Origin of the sequence: Paenibacillus sp. FSL H7-0350 (genome assembly GCF_038593195.1) — a bacterium.
Classification (GTDB): domain Bacteria; phylum Bacillota; class Bacilli; order Paenibacillales; family Paenibacillaceae; genus Paenibacillus_AQ.
Window position 1 is genome coordinate 6,650,834 of record NZ_CP151972.1, and the last position, 18,020, is coordinate 6,668,853.

At 48.4% G+C, this 18,020-nt stretch carries 13 protein-coding genes; 9 read left to right on the top strand and 4 right to left on the bottom strand.

Going from position 1 to position 18,020, the window contains the following annotated elements:
* Positions 1-63: 63 nt before the first annotated feature.
* Positions 64-1,959: a PrkA family serine protein kinase gene (locus NYE24_RS29825; RefSeq protein ID WP_342477323.1), complete on the top strand. Its 1,896-nt coding sequence runs from the start codon at positions 64-66 to the stop codon at positions 1,957-1,959.
* A 108-nt stretch (positions 1,960-2,067) separates the two neighbouring features.
* Here the strand turns inward: NYE24_RS29825 and NYE24_RS29830 are convergent, their stop codons facing one another.
* Positions 2,068-2,859 carry a hypothetical protein gene (locus tag NYE24_RS29830; RefSeq protein ID WP_342477324.1) on the bottom strand — a complete coding sequence of 264 codons (792 nt, stop codon included), beginning with the start codon at positions 2,857-2,859 and terminating at the stop codon, positions 2,068-2,070.
* 161 nt (positions 2,860-3,020) lie between these two features.
* On the opposite strand from NYE24_RS29830, the gene NYE24_RS29835 reads away from it, so the two are divergent.
* The 5 genes from NYE24_RS29835 to NYE24_RS29855 all read left to right on the top strand — a co-directional run bounded on the left by NYE24_RS29835 (position 3,021) and on the right by NYE24_RS29855 (position 6,815).
* Positions 3,021-3,608: a TetR/AcrR family transcriptional regulator gene (locus NYE24_RS29835; protein WP_036700578.1), complete on the top strand. Its 588-nt coding sequence runs from the start codon at positions 3,021-3,023 to the stop codon at positions 3,606-3,608.
* Between the two features lie 144 nt (positions 3,609-3,752).
* Positions 3,753-4,196, top strand: a complete 444-nt coding sequence (locus tag NYE24_RS29840; protein WP_036700580.1) for a flavodoxin domain-containing protein — start codon at positions 3,753-3,755, stop codon at positions 4,194-4,196.
* Positions 4,197-4,282: 86 nt separating this feature from the next.
* On the top strand, positions 4,283-5,197 hold the full coding sequence (locus NYE24_RS29845) for an AraC family transcriptional regulator (protein ID WP_342477325.1): 915 nt from the start codon (positions 4,283-4,285) through the stop codon (positions 5,195-5,197).
* Positions 5,198-5,238: 41 nt separating this feature from the next.
* Positions 5,239-6,171, top strand: coding sequence for a VanZ family protein (locus tag NYE24_RS29850; protein ID WP_036700589.1), 933 nt, complete (start codon positions 5,239-5,241; stop codon positions 6,169-6,171).
* A gap of 38 nt (positions 6,172-6,209) precedes the next feature.
* The gene (locus tag NYE24_RS29855) at positions 6,210-6,815 is read left to right on the top strand and encodes a DJ-1/PfpI family protein (RefSeq protein ID WP_342477326.1); all 606 of its coding nucleotides are present in this window, start codon (positions 6,210-6,212) and stop codon (positions 6,813-6,815) included.
* A 57-nt stretch (positions 6,816-6,872) separates the two neighbouring features.
* Here the strand turns inward: NYE24_RS29855 and NYE24_RS29860 are convergent, their stop codons facing one another.
* The 3 genes from NYE24_RS29860 to NYE24_RS29870 all read right to left on the bottom strand — a co-directional run bounded on the left by NYE24_RS29860 (position 6,873) and on the right by NYE24_RS29870 (position 11,355).
* Positions 6,873-9,290 (bottom strand): transglutaminase-like domain-containing protein, encoded by a 2,418-nt coding sequence (locus NYE24_RS29860; protein WP_342477327.1) that lies wholly within the window; start codon positions 9,288-9,290, stop codon positions 6,873-6,875.
* Between the two features lie 245 nt (positions 9,291-9,535).
* Positions 9,536-10,933 carry a SpoVR family protein gene (locus NYE24_RS29865; RefSeq protein ID WP_342477328.1) on the bottom strand — a complete coding sequence of 466 codons (1,398 nt, stop codon included), beginning with the start codon at positions 10,931-10,933 and terminating at the stop codon, positions 9,536-9,538.
* A gap of 278 nt (positions 10,934-11,211) precedes the next feature.
* Positions 11,212-11,355, bottom strand: a complete 144-nt coding sequence (locus NYE24_RS29870; protein ID WP_342477329.1) for a hypothetical protein — start codon at positions 11,353-11,355, stop codon at positions 11,212-11,214.
* Positions 11,356-11,700: 345 nt separating this feature from the next.
* Between NYE24_RS29870 and hsdR the strand changes: the two genes are divergently transcribed.
* Genes hsdR through NYE24_RS29885 form a run of 3 tightly spaced genes read left to right on the top strand, consistent with a single transcriptional unit; the run spans position 11,701 to position 18,020 of the window.
* Positions 11,701-14,952 carry a type I restriction-modification system endonuclease gene (hsdR, locus tag NYE24_RS29875; protein ID WP_342477330.1) on the top strand — a complete coding sequence of 1,084 codons (3,252 nt, stop codon included), beginning with the start codon at positions 11,701-11,703 and terminating at the stop codon, positions 14,950-14,952.
* 3 nt (positions 14,953-14,955) lie between these two features.
* Positions 14,956-16,440: an N-6 DNA methylase gene (locus NYE24_RS29880; RefSeq protein WP_342477331.1), complete on the top strand. Its 1,485-nt coding sequence runs from the start codon at positions 14,956-14,958 to the stop codon at positions 16,438-16,440.
* On the top strand, positions 16,437-18,020 hold the full coding sequence (locus tag NYE24_RS29885; protein WP_342477332.1) for a restriction endonuclease subunit S: 1,584 nt from the start codon (positions 16,437-16,439) through the stop codon (positions 18,018-18,020). The genes NYE24_RS29880 and NYE24_RS29885 overlap by 4 nt, the downstream gene beginning before the upstream one ends.

Here is an 18,020-nt window from a genome sequence, read left to right on the forward strand (position 1 = left end):
GGTATGTAATACACTTTCTAAGCTTGGTGGAGCAAGTAGGAGCGCAAGAGGAGGCAGCGAGCCATGGATATTTTTGAGCGTATAGCTTCGTATCGGGCTGAGAACGACCGTTTGGCGTGGAGCGGCACTTTCAAGGACTATATAGAACTGCTAAGAGCAGACCCCTCTCCCGCAAAAACGGCTCATTCCCGCGTATACGACATGATCAAGTCACACGGCGTCGAGGACATCAACGGACGTAAACGGTATAAGTTTTTTGAACAGGAGATCTTTGGACTGGATCGTGCGGTGGAAAAGCTGGTGGAGGAATACTTCCATTCCGCAGCCCGAAGGCTGGATGTGCGCAAACGGATCTTGCTGCTGATGGGACCGGTCAGTGGAGGGAAGTCGACGCTCGTAACGCTGCTGAAGCGCGGCCTGGAACAATATTCGCGTACGGATGCGGGTGCGGTGTATGCGATTGAGGGCTGCCCGATGCATGAGGACCCGCTGCACCTGATTCCGCTGGAGCTGCGTCCGGAGATTGAGCGGGAGCTTGGCGTACGGGTTGAAGGCAATCTGTGCCCGTCCTGCCAGATGCGGCTGAAGAATGAGTATCACGGGGATATCGAACAGGTGGCAGTTACCCGGGTGCTGTTGTCAGAAGAGGAGCGGGTGGGGATTGGCACATTCAGCCCTTCGGATCCGAAGTCGCAGGATATCGCGGATCTGACCGGCAGTATCGACTTCTCGACCATTACTGAATTCGGCTCGGAATCCGATCCGCGGGCCTACCGCTTCGACGGGGAGCTGAACAAGGCCAACCGTGGTCTGATGGAGTTCCAGGAGATGCTGAAATGCGATGAGAAATTCCTGTGGAACCTGCTGTCCCTGACCCAGGAGGGGAATTTCAAGGCTGGGCGCTTCGCGTTAATCTCGGCGGATGAGATGATTATTGCCCACACGAATGAGACCGAATATAAATCCTTCATCTCTAATAAAAAGAACGAAGCGCTCCAGTCCCGTATGATCGTCATGCCGGTTCCCTATAATCTGCGCGTCTCTGAAGAGGAAAAGATCTACGCCAAGCTAATCGGCCAGAGCGATATGAAGCATGTGCATATTGCCCCTCACGCGCTGCGTGCGGCGGCGATTTTCTCGATCCTGACGCGGCTTAAGGAGAGCAAGAAGCAGGGGATGGATCTGATCAAGAAGCTGCGGATGTACGACGGCGAAGAGGTCGAGGGCTACAAGGAAGCAGATCTGAAGGAAATGCAGACCGAATACCTGGATGAGGGCATGTCCGGCATCGACCCGCGGTATGTCATCAACCGTATCTCCAGCGCCCTGATCAAAGGCGATTTGCAGTGCATGAACGCGCTGGATGTGCTGCGGGCGATCAAGGACGGTCTGGATCAGCATCCTTCGATTACGAAGGAGGAGCGCGAGCGTTACCTGAACTTTATTTCCATTGCCCGCAAGGAATACGATATTCTCGCCAAAAGCGAAGTGCAAAAGGCCTTCGTCTACTCTTTTGAAGAATCCGCCAAAACGCTGTTCGAGAATTATCTCGACAATATTGAAGCCTTCTGCAACTGGTCCAAAATCCGCGACCCGCTTACCTATGAAGAGATGGAGCCGGATGAGCGGCTGATGCGCTCCATTGAAGAGCAGATCGGCATTTCGGAGAATGCGAAGAAGGCCTTCCGCGAGGAGATTCTGATCCGCATCTCGTCCTATTCCCGCAAGGGCAAGAAGTTCGAGTACAACAATCATGACCGGCTGCGGGAAGCCATCGAGAAGAAGCTGTTCACGGATCTCAAGGATATTGTCAAAATCACCACTTCCTCCAAAACACCGGATGAAAGCCAGCTTAAACGGATCAACGAGGTCAGCCGCCGCCTGATCGACGAGCACAACTACTGCCCAATCTGTGCCAATGAGCTGCTGAAATATGTCGGAAGCCTGCTGAACCGCTGACACAGCGCCACTTTGACATACGGGTTCTGCAAAAAAAAGGGAATATCCCAGGCCATCGTGATGGCTTAAGGATATTCCCTTTATGTTGTCTAGCTATCAGAGGATTCCTTATTCGCTTGGAAGCCTCTTCTCCTCCTGAGAATCCTTAGGCTCCTGCTGCTTGCCGCCAATCTTGAAGCTTAACTGGCCGTTATATTTGCCGAGCTGTCCGCCCACGCCGATGCCTGCGCCTTCGCCGCCGCCGAACTGAGCATTGGCCTCAGCTCCGATGCCCTTATTGCCGCCTAGCTGAACATGGGAGTCAAAACCGGCGCCTTGACTAAGGCCCAGATGAGCACCTGCATCTGCATTAAGCCCGTGTTCGCCCCCGGCCTGCGCGCCCATCTGGACATCTGCGCCCTGCCCGCCGCCAAGCTGGGCCTTGCCCTGTGCGGCCACCCCGTATTTGCCGAAGGCCTGGGCTTCAGCATTCACGCCGATGCCTTGCCCGTTACCGACATAGGAATCGCCTTGCGCATCAATGCCATAGGAGGGGCCGCCGATATGGCCGCCTGCCTGCATACTTGCGCCGCTGTAAGCCAGTTGTCCTCCGGCATTCATACCGATGCCGTGTTTACCCCCTAACTCGCCTCCTGCATCGACATGGATTCCCTTTCCGCCGGTCTGACTTGCCCCGGGATGGCCGTCCACCGGATTGTTCGCAGCAGCCGGAGGTTCGGAGGTCCGGACAGTCTGCGTATTCCCGGCAGTTGCAGCGTTCTTAGCAATTCTCGGAGCGGGCTCCTCAGCCGACCCCGAACGTACCAGGTAGTGGTAATGCGAATAAGGATAGGGCTGCGGCAGATGCCGATAGCCTGACGGATGAGCTGAAGGGGTCGAATCTTCGTTCTTGTAATTCATGCGGGATACCTCCATTCTTGAATTCATTACAATAGCCTATTCACCGAAATGGGAAGTGATACGTGTCAGCTGAATATAAAAGTACATTTGTAATGGCTGCATGACTGTGCTACATTATGAATGAATTATATATTATTCACTCAGTCACGGAGGGATTACGGATGGAAGATAAGAAGGCTGAGATTTTCAGATGCGGTAAAGAGCTGTTCAGCTCCAAGGGCTTCAAGGACACCAATATTTCTGACATCACCAAAATGTGCGGGTTCGCTGTGGGTACGTTCTACAATTATTACGCTTCGAAAGAGAAGCTGTTCATCGATATTTATCTGCAGGAGAACGAGAAGCTGAAACGGAGTATCCTGCAATCTTCGGTCAATCTGGACGACGAGCCTGCCAAAGTGCTCAAAGAAATCATGGCGCTTAATTACAGCGGAATCAATTCGAATCCAATCCTGAAGGAATGGTACAACAAAGCTCTTTTCAGCAAGCTGGAGAAGGAATTCTATGAGCATGGCGGGATTGAAGGTATTCATGAAATGATGAACAGCGGCACGCTGGAATTAATCCGGCACTGGAAGACCAAGGGGAAGATCAGAACAGATCTTGCGGACGGCATGATTCTTGCCTTGTTCAACTCTGTGCCGTATATCGACATTCACAAGGAAGAGATAGGGGTTAGCTATTTCCCGCAGATCCTGGATTATTTAGTTGAATTCATTATGAAAGGCTTGACGGATACACAGCATTGACAAAGATCTATGGTTTCGTTTGGCTTGCTGCAGAATACACTATTAAATGTTCAGGGATGTACTGGGCATTTTATTTTGCTTTGAAATGAATGAATTTAATTAAGTTCATTCATATTTTATAAAATAACGAATTGAGGCGCCATTATGAAGACTATTATTATTTACAGATCAGGCCGCAGCATGAACACACAGAAGATTGCAGCCGCTATGGCTGAAGTGCTGGGTGCAGATTTGGCTAAAGTAGAGGACGTTAAGCCGGAGATGCTGTCCGGATATGACCTGATTGGCCTTGGTTCAGGCATTTACGCCTCCAAAATCCACCGCAAGATGTTCAAATTCATCAAGAGGATGCCGCTCCGGGACAAAAAAGTCTTTATTTTTTGCACCTCCGGATCTGGAGAATTCAAGAATCAGGTGCTGGTTGAGACCAAGCTGGCGGCGAAGGGCAGCAACGTGATCGGTGAGTTCCATTGTCCCGGGGAGTTCAGCCCGCTGGGCTTCAATCTGGATAAAAAAGGGCATCCCGATGAGCTGGATGTCGAGAAAGCCCGCCTCTTCGCAGCCGCCTTATTAGACAAGATTGTCTGAATAAGCTGAGTATAGAGCAAGACAGGAACAGTCCCACCGGCCACAGTCTGCTATAATGGACTCACCTATGTGGACCAGAAAGGCCGGTGGAGTTACTGAATTACAGCAGAGAGATCGGGCAGACGATTGATTATATTGAGGAGCATCTCATGGACCCGCTGACAGCGGAGCAAATTGCAGCGTATGCAGGGTATTCGCTGTATCATTTTTGCCGGATGTTCAGTAAGGCTCAGGCTATGCCGGTCATGGAATATGTGCGCACCCGGAGATTGTCGCGGGCTGCCGTTGAATTGTTCAACGGGCGGAGAATTACGGAGATTGCGCTGGAATATGGCTTCGAGACCCCCGGGGGCTTCGCCAAAGCCTTCCGCAAAACTTACGGCTACAGCCCCTCCCAGTATGCGGCACGGATGAGCGGGTATCTCCTAGACCGGTTAGAATATGAGATTAAGGACTATATTGCAGAGCCGGTGATGGTGGTGAAGTCTGCTTTTAACGTAGCGGGGTACGGGATTGAGACGGATGTGGAGGCCGGGAATGCTACGCAGGACGTCGCTTCCTTCTGGTATTACTATGAGGGCGACAATCTGGAGGATCAGATGTACGCGAAGCTGAATCCGCCTAAGCACGGGGAGGTTGGCTTGTGCATTCCGGCAGACACTGGCGGCAACGCCGTCTATCTGCTAGGGGTTATAGTGGAGGACTTCAGTAAGGTTACTCCTGACATGCTTACGGCTGTTGTGCCGGCGGCGCAGTATGCGGTATTTACGACACCGCCGGTGGACGCTACCGATGAGGCGAGACCGGAGACTTTTGCCGAGGTGGTCAAGAGTACCTGGAGATATATCTTCGAAGACTGGTTCCCGGGCAGCGGATATATGCATGACGAAGATAAGCTGAACTTTGAGTTCTACGACGAACGCTGTCACGCCCGTGTGGATTCGGTGATGGAGATTTATGTTCCGGTGCGGGGCCGCAGGTTTCATGAAACCATTGAATAGGTTATTGTAATATGTGGAAAATAGAGATAAAGGAGATAACCATGGCTAAACAACGCAAGATTTTACTAACTGTAACCGTATTGTATACAATGCTTGTGCTTTATTTTATGTTCTTTGCTTTCGGCAGAGGAGAGGCTTCGGATCATACCATCTACACCTTTATTTTCATGCCCGATAACTTTCTTAAGCTGCCGTCTCCGTCTGATCTTCTGCCTCCCACCCTCATGGATTTGGTGGGTTTCGGGAACACGATTGCGTTTATTCCTTTCGGTATATTGATTCCATGGCTGTACCGGGTCAGCTTCGTCCGGTTCATCACCTTATTCTTCATTGCGATTCTTGTCCTGGAAACGATCCAGGCTCTTACCTTCCTGGGCAGCTTCGATATCAACGACGCTCTTCAGAATTCGATTGGAGCAGCTCTGGGTTTTGGGGCGTACAAGCTTGGTTTCCGTTACCGGAGCCTCGGGCGCAATCTGGTGGCAACGGCTATATCGGTTATGGTTCTTTTTATAGCTTTATGGGGGTTAGGGGAGGCGGTAGACAAAATAATAACTAAAGTAGAGGGTCCGTTCACAGCGATCACGGAATGGACGGACACCTCGGGCAATTCATCCGCAGACAAACCGGACAGCATTCAAATCAACGGACAGAAGATACCGCTCCGCTATAACCTGTATGGCGCTGAAGGCGGAGAGTCCAGAACGTTCACGTACAAGTCTGAGGGTCAGACGACTTTCTGCTTCACTTTCGGAAACCCCGAACCAACAGATTATTCCGGTGAGATCAGTATTACCCGGGATGGCCAGGAATTCTTGAATTATTCTGCAGATTTTCAGCGTACTAATCCTGAACAGTACCCTGTGGTATATGAGATGCCGGCTCTGCCGGGGCAAGAGCTGAAGATCACGCTTAAGGGCGGCTTGAAAGTATGGGATGTAGGATATAAAAAGATGCAGTATATCTGGAACTGAGTACTTAATCTTCTACTCCGAGAGGATTGGTGACGGTAATGAGAATGGCATTTGTACTGTTCGATGGCATGACCACCATGGATTTCGTGGGATTCTATGATACAGTCACCTGGCTGGCGATCCTGAAGGCGAAGGAGGATGTATCCTGGACTTTCTGCGCCAACAAGGCTGAGGTGACAGATGACCGGGGGTTGACCATGAAGGCCGATGAGGTGCTGCCTGATCTGGGGGCATTCGACCTGGTGTTCCTTCCGGGCGGCATGCCGACCCGGACACTCCGCTATGACGAGGACTTTATGAGCTGGATACGGACGGCAGAAGGCGCACGCTACAAAGTGTCGGTCTGCACGGGTGCGCTGCTGTTAGGGGCGGCAGGATTCCTGAAGGGGAAAAAAGCGACCACGAACTCATCGGCCTACGATCTGCTTGCCCCTTACTGCGGGGAAGTCGTTAAGGCCCGGGCCGTCCGGGACGGCGACACCTTCACCGGAGGCGGAGTGACGTCCTCGATCGATCTGGGCCTCTACCTGATTGAGTGCTTAGTGGATACAGACACTGCGCTCCAGGTGCAAAAAAGACTGGAGTACCCCTATTATCAGTCAGGTAAGCTGAGCGATATCTACTATCCGTATGAAGAGGAATAGAGAGGATTCAGCAAGAAAGGCAAGCCCCTACTGCGGGGCTTGCCTTTTCTGCCGTTATTATTGCGGGGCTGCAGCGTCCAATTGAACCGCCACGTAGCTTCCCAGCTCAACCATGCCTGCACTATCCAGCTTAGCGGCATCGTATTGCTTGATGACCTCGGCGGTTTTCTGCATCAGCTCCGAGCTGTCGGTATTGCCCAGAACGCGCAGGACTACCAGAGTCTCGCCTTTCTTCAGCTGTTCGCCCAGCTTGGTCTTGTAGGCATCTAGAGAATCTACCTCCAGCCCCTGGGTTACGTAATAATCGTAGGCATTGCTGGTGGCCTTGAACAGAGGCAGCTCATGGTCCAGCCAGTAGGCCTTGTCCATCACATACTCTACATCGGTGGCTGTAGCATCATTGGAGTTATAGAGCAGATAAGGAAGTCCAGTATTGGTGGCGTTATTAGTCGGGTCAACATTGACCCATTCGTCGCCGATCTTCACCTTGTTCCAGGCGTGATTCACACCGCTCATGGTTCCTGTGACGACCATCGAAGGGACCTGGACGAGATCCGAGAGCAGCTGGAAGGTATGGGCATAGCTCATGCATACGCCGACTTTTTTAACCAGAATGCCATAGGTATTGAAAGAATCGTTATACTTCGCATCTACTGTCTTGAACTCCTGCTCCTTGGCATTCTCCAGTGCAGCATCGTCATAGACGGTGTTATCATTCAGATAATTATAGATCGCCATCTGCTTCTCATCTGCACTCATGCCTTCCTTGATCGTAGCCGCGATTACTTTATCTGCTTCGGCAAGAATCTCCTTCTGCTTGGTGCGGATGGACTCGGCAGAATCATCATACTTGACATTCAGCGTCAGCTTCTCATAATCGTAGCTATAACCGCGGAAGCCGAGAATGAGCGGGTTCTGGTAGACCACCTTCTCAATCACATCCACCAGGGTGCGGGCATTCTGCGCCTCCGGGAAGGCTTGCAGCGAAATTTCGGTCTCGCCATTCATAAGGGATAACGCGAGGTATTCCTCCAGCGCAGAGTCTGCATGAATGAGGTCAGCCCGTATCGTGGTGCCTGGAACCGCCTGCTTGTTGCCTTCTTCTACCTTGCTCTTGGTATTTTCTTTTTGCTGGTCGATGACATTATCTCCAGGCTCACTGGCGTTCCCCCTATCGTTGTTGTCGATGATAGTTGGTATATCTGGTGCAGGCACATAATCCGTGTCATTCTGCGGCTCTACATATCCCGGGTTCGCCTTGTTGCTCTGGGCGGCGGCAAGACTGGCAATATCCGCTTCCGTCAACTGCGTAACCTGGACATATCCCTTAAGCGCAGTGCCTTGAATCTTGTACGGGACATCAGTTGGACCGGAAGCCTTAAGAGTCACAGCTTCGGTGTCGTACATCACTGTTACTGAGGCTTTGGAGCCGTCAATGAACTGAACAGGAACGGTTTTGGGCAGCTCTGTGGCATTCTTGTACAATTTCAGGTTGATGTTATCCTCAGGAGCCACAGTGCGCGGCAGACGTTTGGATAACGCCACGGTATCTGCCGAGCGGCTGAACCGGGATTCTTTGTCCCCCTGAACGGCAGTGACGTAATATTCACCTTGCACATTGTTATTCTGTATGCTGGTAATGGTCTCATCTACCACACCTAGCGCACCGCGTCCATCCTTCATGAAGTCGTTATACAAGTTGCCCTTCACTGTTGCAATCAGCAGCGGGCGCTGATCCGCGTAACCTTGCTCCGCACCGCTGAGCGGCTCATTCGTGTTCTCCATCGTAATGTGGGAAGCACTGTAAATGTTATAGCTCTCTGCACCCGGCACCTCATCCCAGACCAGGGTTAATCTGCCGTCCAGACTGATGTCGGATTGCAGGTTCGGCACAGGAAGATCCGACTTCACCGTGAACGGAATGATCACCGGCTGCTTCAGCAGAGTTGGCGACTTGGCATCCAGGTCATAATTGAGCCGGATGTAGTAGACAGGCGCGTTCCCCCAGGAGCTGGCTCCGGTAGCGCGCAGGGAATCGGAGGGAAGAACGCCGAAGCCGAGCGGCTTGATGGAGTATACGCTTTTGCCGTCAACAAGCTGTGAGTCCTCAAGGGTCCCGACTTTGCTCTCCGGGAGTGCCTTGATATCGGTATGTACGGATAACGTCTTGCCGATGGCTTCGGAACCAAGATCGGTATTGAATCTGAAGATGAATTCCATATCCTGCTCCACATTATACATAGGCATGATGCCCGGACTGTGATCTGCTTCGTCTGAATCATACTTCTGCTTCAGATCGTACACGGTCTGTGAAGCCTCAGGCGGAGGGTTCCCCGAAGTGTTCTTTGTCTCAGCAGTTGCCGTGGCGGCCGGGCTGGATGAAGGCGCTGGACTTCCTTCTTTGCTGCCCCCCATGCAGCCTGTCAGAATCACACACATGATGAGTAGCAGTATTGCCAGTTGTTTCACTTTCACTAACGTCCTCTCCCGTCTGGTTTCTGTATGAGGGTAACCATGGACCATCCAGAATTACCCATTATAAATCACAGGAGATATATAACCCATTCGGATACTATTAAAACAAAATTGGGATAATTTATATTTAAGTATTTTTTGCAGCAGGGTTTGATCTCCCAATCTAATACCATTCAAAAACAAGCCGCAGCGTAATTGCACATAGCAACTACACTGCGGCTTATTGTGCGAACCCATATGTTTCTTTACATAAACCGCCGCTGCACCTTTTTGCCGTCATAGGTGAACAGAGCGTTTTTGTCTTCTACGACGGTCTGCAGATGCACGGTACGGCCCCAGAGGGCATAGATATGCGGGAGCGTGCGCTCCAGGTATTTCAGATCCAGCTCGATGCTCTCATAGCGGTGGGTAATCAGCAGTTCGCCGTTCCGCTCATAATCGGCATCCTGGATGACGAGATACGGGGAGCCGCCGTTCACCCGGGCCAGCACGAGCTGGTCGCGCACATTCTCCCACGCTTTATCGGTGATTTTCCACTCCGGGCCTTTTTTCTCGAACACGTAGAGGTCCAGGTCGTTCACCAGCTCCTTCGACAGATAGCTGCGGATGAAGGAGATGTCGGAATCCAGCTCGCGTACCTCGAACATTTTGTCCCGGTCCCAGCGTTTCTCAATGTCCTCGAAAATCTTCAGGCCTAGGTAATACGGATTCAGGCTCTGGCGCGATGGCTGCACCACCGATGAATTCAGCTTGGCGTATTCGACCGTCTCTTCGGCAGTCAGGTCCAGCTCGCGCATGATCCGCTGATGCCAGTAGGAGGCCCAGCCTTCGTTCATGATCTTGGTCTCCATCTGCGGCCAGAAATAGAGCATCTCGTCACGGAGCATCGTCATGATGTCGCGCTGCCAGTCCTCCAGAGCGGTAGAGTATTGCTGGATGAACCAGACGATATCTTTTTCCGGCTCCGGGGGAAAAGCACGCTTACCGGCAGTCTCCGGCTCCTGCACAGCAGCATCGCTCTTCTCCAGATCCCACAGTTCGCTGTAGGCATTAGGCGGACCAGATCCGCCGGGCGGGGAGTCCTTGCGTTCTTTCATTTTGGCTTCGAGCAGATGAGTCTTGCCCAGCTTGCGCGGCTGGATCAGACTGGGGTCGATATGCTCCTGGATCGCCAGCACTGAATCAATGAAGCTCTCTACAGTGTCCGTGCCATAAGTGACGGAATAATCATTGATGCGGTCGGCGGTGGCGGACATGCTCTCGACCATATCCCGGTTGGACATGGAGAAGCGCATATTATTTTTGAAAAAATCGCAGTGCGCCAGCACATGCGCAACAATCAGCTTATTCTGCACCAGAGAGTTGCCGTCCAGCAGAAAGGCGTAGCACGGATTAGAGTTGATGACCAGCTCATAAATTTTGCTCAGGCCGAAATCGTATTGAGCCTTCATTTTATGAAAAGTCTTGCCAAAGCTCCAGTGCCCGAACCGGGTAGGCATCCCGTACGCACCGAAGGTATAAATAATATCCGCCGGACATATCTCATAACGCATCGGATAGAAATCGAGTCCGAACCCGGAAGCAATCTCCGTAATCTCGGCAATCGACCGCTCCAGCGCTTTAATCTCATCATCACCGGGCATGCATCCATCTCTCCTTCCAGCTTGTGAACCGTTCTTCCTATGTATATGGGGGGAGGGGAAGGAGTATGATGGGCATGCGCGCTGCATGAGGGAATAGAAGAGTTATTGTACAAAAAATAGCCTAACCACAGCGAATATGCTGAGAGGTTAGGCTATTCTTCAGATAGTCCAGAATTAGCAAAGTTACAAACTTAAAAACGTTTGCTGAATTTACTTTGAGCTTCCCCATACGGGCAAGAGCTACCCGTGCATATGTGGTCCACAGAACATTGTAGCGGTCATTGTTCATTCTGAACCTCTTTCAGTAATTGGGCAAACTCCTCTTCGCTGTTGCTATATGTGGAAATTCCATTCTCACGGTCATTTTTGGCCTTACGAAGCTGTGAAAGAACGTCCTCATCTTTAAAAATGACGGTACTCATTCTCTTCTTTTGGTCTTCTGTAAAATTGGGACGATCTTCTTTTCTTTACAGTGTAACGTTGAATCCAAAGTTTTCTTCAATTAACTGGACCAAGTCTTTAAGGTCTACGTAAGATTTTCCTTGAAAGCATAATTGTCTATTATGCAATCATTGGGTGGAGAACCTCAGCAGAAGTTTTTTCGATGCCTGGCTAAGACGTATAGATGAAACAAGTGTGGGGGACTCAATTTGTGTCCTTATTTTTTTTATATTCCCCTTGTATTTAGACATGTTATTATGAACTTAGGAATATTTTCCTATGAATCATTTTACATTTTACGAATAAAACATCCAGAGGTGAATGATATGAACAATAGCAATTTCACTTTCTTGTCGAACCATTGGAATATTCTGTCTAATCTGGCCGAAATGGCTGAACGGAATATGTATACCGATCCCAATACATCCTTAATGAAGCTCCGTATGTTTGGAGAGACGATGACGAAATTCATCTGTGCTCTTGAAGAAATGAGACAGGCTGAGGGTCTGAATCAGATAGATCGTTTGAACTTTCTGAGCCGTGAAGATTTGCTTACGGAAGAGTTGCTGGATATGCTGCACGCTATCCGTAAACAAGGCAACAAAGCTGCACATCAGGGCAATTATGGTACAACCGAAGAGGCCAAGGCGCTTGTGCATTTTGCTTTTCGTCTAGCCGTCTGGTTTATGCAGGTCTATGGGGAATGGGACTTTACAGCGCCAGAGTATGTGGAGCCGGCAGAGGCAGATGACACTGTATACAATGAAGAGCAGCTCCAGCAGTTGTCTGCTTCCTACGACGCCAAAGTGCAGCAACTGGAACAAGAGCTCCTGCGGCTGACCGAACTTCAGGATTCCAAGACTCAGGAAGAGAAACAGAAACGTCATTCGAAGGCCAGGAAGCTCGGCAGTGCCCTCCAACTGACTGAAGCTGAGACAAGAATGATCATCGATGAGAAGCTGCGGCAGGCAGGCTGGGAAGCAGATACATTACAATTGCGTTTTAGCGCAGGGACCCGTCCTGAAAAAGGGAGATATCTGGCTATAGCAGAATGGCCTTTAAAAAATGGTTTTGCGGATTATGCTCTTTTCTATGGAATGGAACTGATCGGTATTATCGAGGCCAAACGCCAGAGCAAGGATGTTCAAGCCGACATTGAACAGGCAAAGAAGTATGCCTCCTATGTAATTAAGCATGGTGAAGAAATCATTCATGGACCCTGGGGGAATTATCAGGTTCCGTTCTTGTTTTCAACAAATGGGCGACCCTATTTAAAACAGCTTGAACACAAATCTGGAATCTGGTTTCTGGATGCACGCAAGCCTACGAACCATACCAGAGTGCTGCAAACCTGGTACTCACCAGAAGGGTTGAAGGCTCTTTTACAGCAGGACATCGATCAGGCTACAAAGGATCTCCGTGATGAATCACTGGATTATCTGCATCTGCGTGAGTATCAAGAGGATGCGATTTTGTCTGTGGAACATGCGATAGAAGCAGGACAACGCAGAATTCTGGTAGCCATGGCGACAGGCACAGGCAAGACGAGAATGGCCATCGGCCTAATTTATCGTCTAATCAAACATAATCGTTTCAAAAGAATACTGTTTCTCGTGGACCGTTCAGCATTAGGCCGTCAGGCCGAGGCAGCGTTTAAGGATTCCAAGCTGGAGAGCTATCACTCGTTCACTGAGATTTTTGAGCTTCAGACGCTGGACGACAAGAAACCTAATGTGGAGACTAAGGTACAGATTGCTACCGTTCAGGGTATGGTGAAGCGGCTTTTTTATAGCGAAGATGATAAAGGCATTCCTTCTGTAGATCAGTATGATTGCATCATCGTGGATGAAGCCCACCGTGGTTATACGCTTGATAAGGAAATGACAGAGATCGAACTGGAATTTCGGGATCATGCCGACTATGTGAGCAAGTACCGGAAGGTACTGGATTATTTTGATGCGGTGCGAATCGGGCTAACGGCTACTCCAGCGCTCCATACGGTTGAGATTTTTGACAAAGCGATCTTTAACTACTCCTACCGTGAAGCTGTAATTGACGGTTATCTTATCGACCATGAACCACCCATCCAGTTTGAAACAGAACTGAAGAAGAACGGCATCAAGTGGCAGATTGGTGAGGAAGTATCTGTGTATAATGTGGACCTGGGAACCGTGGAGAAGGAAATGCTGGAAGACGAGGTCAATCTCGAAGTAACCCAGTTCAACAAGACGGTGATTACGGAGAGTTTCAATCGTGTGGTGCTGGAGGCACTCACTGAATATATCGATCCTGAAGCGGATGGGAAGACCTTAATCTTCGCGGCAACGGATGATCATGCGGATATGGTGGTTCGGATCTTCAAGCATGAATTGGAGAAGGTCTACGGCCCAGTAGATGATGGAGCGATTCTAAAAATTACAGGATCGATCAAAGATCCACTGCATGCCATTAAGCTCTTCAAAAATGAACGGCGGCCAAATATCGTGGTCACTGTAGATTTGCTTACAACGGGAATTGACATCCCGAGTATCTCCCATGTAGTTTTCCTAAGGCGTGTCCGCTCCCGTATTCTGTATGAACAAATGCTGGGACGGGCCACCCGCCGCTGTGATGAGATTGATAAGGATCATTTTACAATCTATGATGCTGTAGGAATCTATGAGTCACTTAAGCCCTATACAGATATGAAGCCCGTTGTGACGAGACCCCATGTCAGCCTGGATCTTCTGGTCGATGAGCTGAAGCAGATGAAGAGTGAACACCACATTAAGTCACATCAGGAAGAGATTGTGGCCAAGATGCAGCGGAAGAAACAGGGATGGACACCTCAGGATCATGAGGATTTCATAGCGCTGTCCGATGGACAGAGTATTGATGAGTTCATTGATGAGGTAAAGAAAGCAAGTGCAGAGCAGGTTAGCGAAGCTTTATTAAGCAAACCACAATTGCTTCAGTTCATTGAAGAGAATAGAGGGAGGCATAACCGCCAGTTCATCTCAGAGCATGAGGATAAGTTGATCGGAGTCTCACGCGGTTATGGGGATGTGGATAAGCCAGAGGATTATTTAGAAGGATTCAACGGTTTCATCCGTGAGAATCTCAATTTGATACCAGCCTTGAACATTATCTGTACCCGCCCGAATGATCTGACCCGTGAAGAATTGCGGAAGCTTCGGGTGGCGCTGGATCAGAAAGGCTTTACCGAGAAAAACCTGCAAACCGCATGGCGTGATGTGAAGCAGCAGGACGTCGCCGCAGACATTATCAGCTTTATCCGTCAGCAGGCGCTCGGTGACCCTCTCCTAAGCCATGAAGAACGGATTGAGAATGCGATGAAGAAGATCTATGAGATGCGGGTATGGCCGAAGGTGCAGAAGGATTGGCTGAAGCGGATAGAGAAGCAATTGCTGCAAGAATCTGTGCTGGACCCGAATCCCGAAAAAGCATTCGATGTGGAACCTTTCCGCAGCAAGGGCGGCTATAAGCAGTTGAATAAAATTTTTGATGGTCAATTGGACGAGATTGTTGCTACAATAAACGTTGCACTATACCCAACCAGACAGAAGGAGCAAGCTTAAATCATGAGGAATCAGGAAATTGTACAAAAGCTTTGGAACCTGTGTAATGTACTGCGTGATGATGGCATCACGTATCACCAATATGTTACGGAACTGACTTATCTGCTGTTTCTTAAAATGATGAAGGAAACGAATAATGAGGGCATTCTGCCTGAACCATATCGCTGGGATTCGCTGCAGGAGCGGCATGGGCTGGAATTAACGAATCATTACCGTCAGTTACTGCTTGATCTTGGTAAGGAAGGCAACGAGATCATTAAGCAGATCTATATGAATGCCAGCTCCAACATCGATGAACCGAAGAATCTGGAGAAAATCGTGCGCTCCATTGATCAGCTCGACTGGTATTCCGCTAAGGAAGAAGGGCTTGGAGATCTGTATGAAGGACTGCTGGAGAAGAATGCGAGTGAAACCAAGTCGGGAGCAGGGCAGTATTTTACCCCGCGTCCATTGATTGATGTCATCGTGAAGCTGGTTGATCCACAGCCAGGAGAACGCTGTAATGACCCTGCCGCAGGAACGTTTGGATTTATGATTGCAGCAGATAGTCACATTCGGAGCAAGACGGATGATTATTTTGAGTTGAGTCAAAAAGAAGCGGAGTTTCAAAGAAACGAAGCTTTCACTGGGGTGGAACTAGTTAAGGATACCCATCGCCTAGCGATGATGAATGCAATGCTTCATGATCTGCATGGGGATATTATGCTTGGAGATACGCTATCTGATCTCGGAAAGAGCTTGAAAAATTACGATGTAATTATGACCAATCCACCGTTTGGTACCAAACAAGGCGGTGAAGGGCTTACTCGTGATGATTTAACATTTACAACTTCTAATAAACAGTTGAACTTCTTGCAGCATATTTATCGGGCATTAAAAGCGAATGGAAAAGCACGAGCAGCCGTTGTTCTTCCTGACAACGTGCTATTTGAAGGTGGAGTTGGAGCGAAGATTCGTGCTGACTTGATGGATAAGTGTAATCTGTATACCGTTCTACGCCTGCCTACGGGGATTTTTTATGCGCAAGGGGTTAAGACGAACGTATTATTCTTCACGCGTGAGAAAATGGATAAGGAAAGTACAAAAGATGTTTGGGTGTACGATCTGCGGACAAATATGCCTAGCTTCGGGAAACGGACTCCGTTGACTACTGTGCATTTTGATGCGTTCGTGGAAGCTTACACCGCTGAAGATCGCAGCACTGTGCAGGATGCAAGATTCAATGTGTTTACTCGCGAGGATATCCGCAAAAAGGATGATAGTTTGGATATTGGGTTGATTGCGGATGAATCGTTGTCCGCCTACGACAACCTCCCAGATCCGATCGATTCGGCGGAATTGGCGATTGCGAAGCTGGATGAAGCAATGACCTTGCTGCTTGAGGTTGTCGCTGAGCTTAAGGCGGTGGAGAACAAGCCTGAGTATGCTGCTGATGAACGTCAAGAGTTGCTTCAGGTTGCTGAAGCGCGTGGAGAGTATAACGTATGAGTAAGAATAAAGGGAAGGCAGCTGAGGAGTTACTGCAGGAGGCGTTGGTGCCTGTGGAGGAGCAGCCTTATAAGGTGCCTGAGAATTGGTCAGTTGTAAAGCTGCAAAGTGTATGTGCTTATATTCAAAGAGGAAAGTCACCTAAATACACTGACGATGTGCACGAGTTTCCAGTTATTTCTCAAAAATGTGTTCAGTGGTCCGGGCTTGATATAAGCAAGGCAAGATTTATTGAACCTAACACAATAAACAGTTACCAGCCGGAAAGATTTCTTCAGGATTATGATATATTGTGGAATTCAACTGGAGAAGGAACAATTGGAAGAGTTGCTCTTTACAGAACAAAGGCTACTAGTCACGAGATTGTTGTGGCTGATTCACATGTTACCATAGTTCGATCAGATAAAAGAGTATTAGACCCTAGGTTCTTATTTTACTGGTTATCTAGTCCCTATATACAGAAATATTCTATTGGTCGATCTATTTCTGGAACAACTAAACAAACCGAACTTTCAACTAGCGCAATTAAAGAAATGTTATGTTTTTTACCCCCTTTATTCGAACAAAAACGAATTGCAGATAAAGTCGAAAGACTTTTGAGGAAAATCAATCAAGCCAAACAACTAATCGAAGAAGCCAAAGAAACATTTGAACTTCGTCGAGCGGCGATTTTGGATAAGGTTTTTCGTGGGGAATTGACGGCGAATTGGAGAGAAAAGAATCCAGATATAGAAAGTATAGAGGATTATTTAGCGAAAATTAGAATCAAGCAGGAACAAGACTATCAAAAACAATGTGAACTAGCTAAAAAGCAGGATATCAAAAAGCCAACGAAATTAGTTAGAAAAACCTTAAAGGATAAAATTCCTGAATATCCTATACCAGATAATTGGAGATGGATAGAACTTGGAGATATAATCACTGACTTGACTGATTATCATGCTAATGGTAGTTATGAAATCCTAAAAAAGCACGTTACATTATTAGATACAGAAAATTACGCTTTTATGATACGCGCAACAAATTTTGAAAAAGATAATTTTTCTACTTTAATGAAATACTTATCAAAATCAGCTTACGACTTCTTATCAAAAAGTAAGCTATATGGTGGGGAAATACTTATCAGTAAAATTGGTAATACTGGCTCTGTTTATTTAATGCCTGAATTGGATAGACCTTCATCATTAGGAATGAATTTATTTGCTCTTAGAATTGATGAAAATATTGATAACGAGTATGTTTTTTATTTTCTAAAGTCACCTCTAGGAAAGACTCTTATAAACCAGTACATTAGGGGAGTTACTACAACTTCTATTGATAAAATTTCAGTAAGGAGTGTTTGGATTCCATTACCAGGATTAAAGGAGCAAATGAAAATTAAAACCTTAATAAACCAATTATTAGGTAATGAAGATAAGTCGCTAGCTGTTATGGGTAGCGGTGAATATTTGAACACGTTAGAACAATCAGTACTTTCAAAAGCATTTTTGGGTGAACTTGGCACTAATGATATAAATGATGATGCTTTAGAAATAATAAGAGAAGTATTCAGCAAAACAATAGAAGATAATGGATTTTAG

What these genes read in the sequence shown, in the direction of transcription:
- NYE24_RS29865 (WP_342477328.1), bottom strand. Translation starts at nt 10,933, where the DNA reads ATGCCCGGTGATGATGAGATTAAAGCGCTGGAGCGGTCGATTGCCGAG.
- NYE24_RS29830 (WP_342477324.1), bottom strand. Translation starts at nt 2,859, where the DNA reads ATGAATTACAAGAACGAAGATTCGACCCCTTCAGCTCATCCGTCAGGC.
- NYE24_RS29840 (WP_036700580.1), top strand. Translation starts at nt 3,753, where the DNA reads ATGAAGACTATTATTATTTACAGATCAGGCCGCAGCATGAACACACAG.
- NYE24_RS29835 (WP_036700578.1), top strand. Translation starts at nt 3,021, where the DNA reads ATGGAAGATAAGAAGGCTGAGATTTTCAGATGCGGTAAAGAGCTGTTC.
- NYE24_RS29880 (WP_342477331.1), top strand. Translation starts at nt 14,956, where the DNA reads ATGAGGAATCAGGAAATTGTACAAAAGCTTTGGAACCTGTGTAATGTA.
- NYE24_RS29850 (WP_036700589.1), top strand. Translation starts at nt 5,239, where the DNA reads ATGGCTAAACAACGCAAGATTTTACTAACTGTAACCGTATTGTATACA.
- NYE24_RS29855 (WP_342477326.1), top strand. Translation starts at nt 6,210, where the DNA reads ATGAGAATGGCATTTGTACTGTTCGATGGCATGACCACCATGGATTTC.
- NYE24_RS29825 (WP_342477323.1), top strand. Translation starts at nt 64, where the DNA reads ATGGATATTTTTGAGCGTATAGCTTCGTATCGGGCTGAGAACGACCGT.
- NYE24_RS29870 (WP_342477329.1), bottom strand. Translation starts at nt 11,355, where the DNA reads ATGAGTACCGTCATTTTTAAAGATGAGGACGTTCTTTCACAGCTTCGT.
- hsdR (WP_342477330.1), top strand. Translation starts at nt 11,701, where the DNA reads ATGAACAATAGCAATTTCACTTTCTTGTCGAACCATTGGAATATTCTG.
- NYE24_RS29885 (WP_342477332.1), top strand. Translation starts at nt 16,437, where the DNA reads ATGAGTAAGAATAAAGGGAAGGCAGCTGAGGAGTTACTGCAGGAGGCG.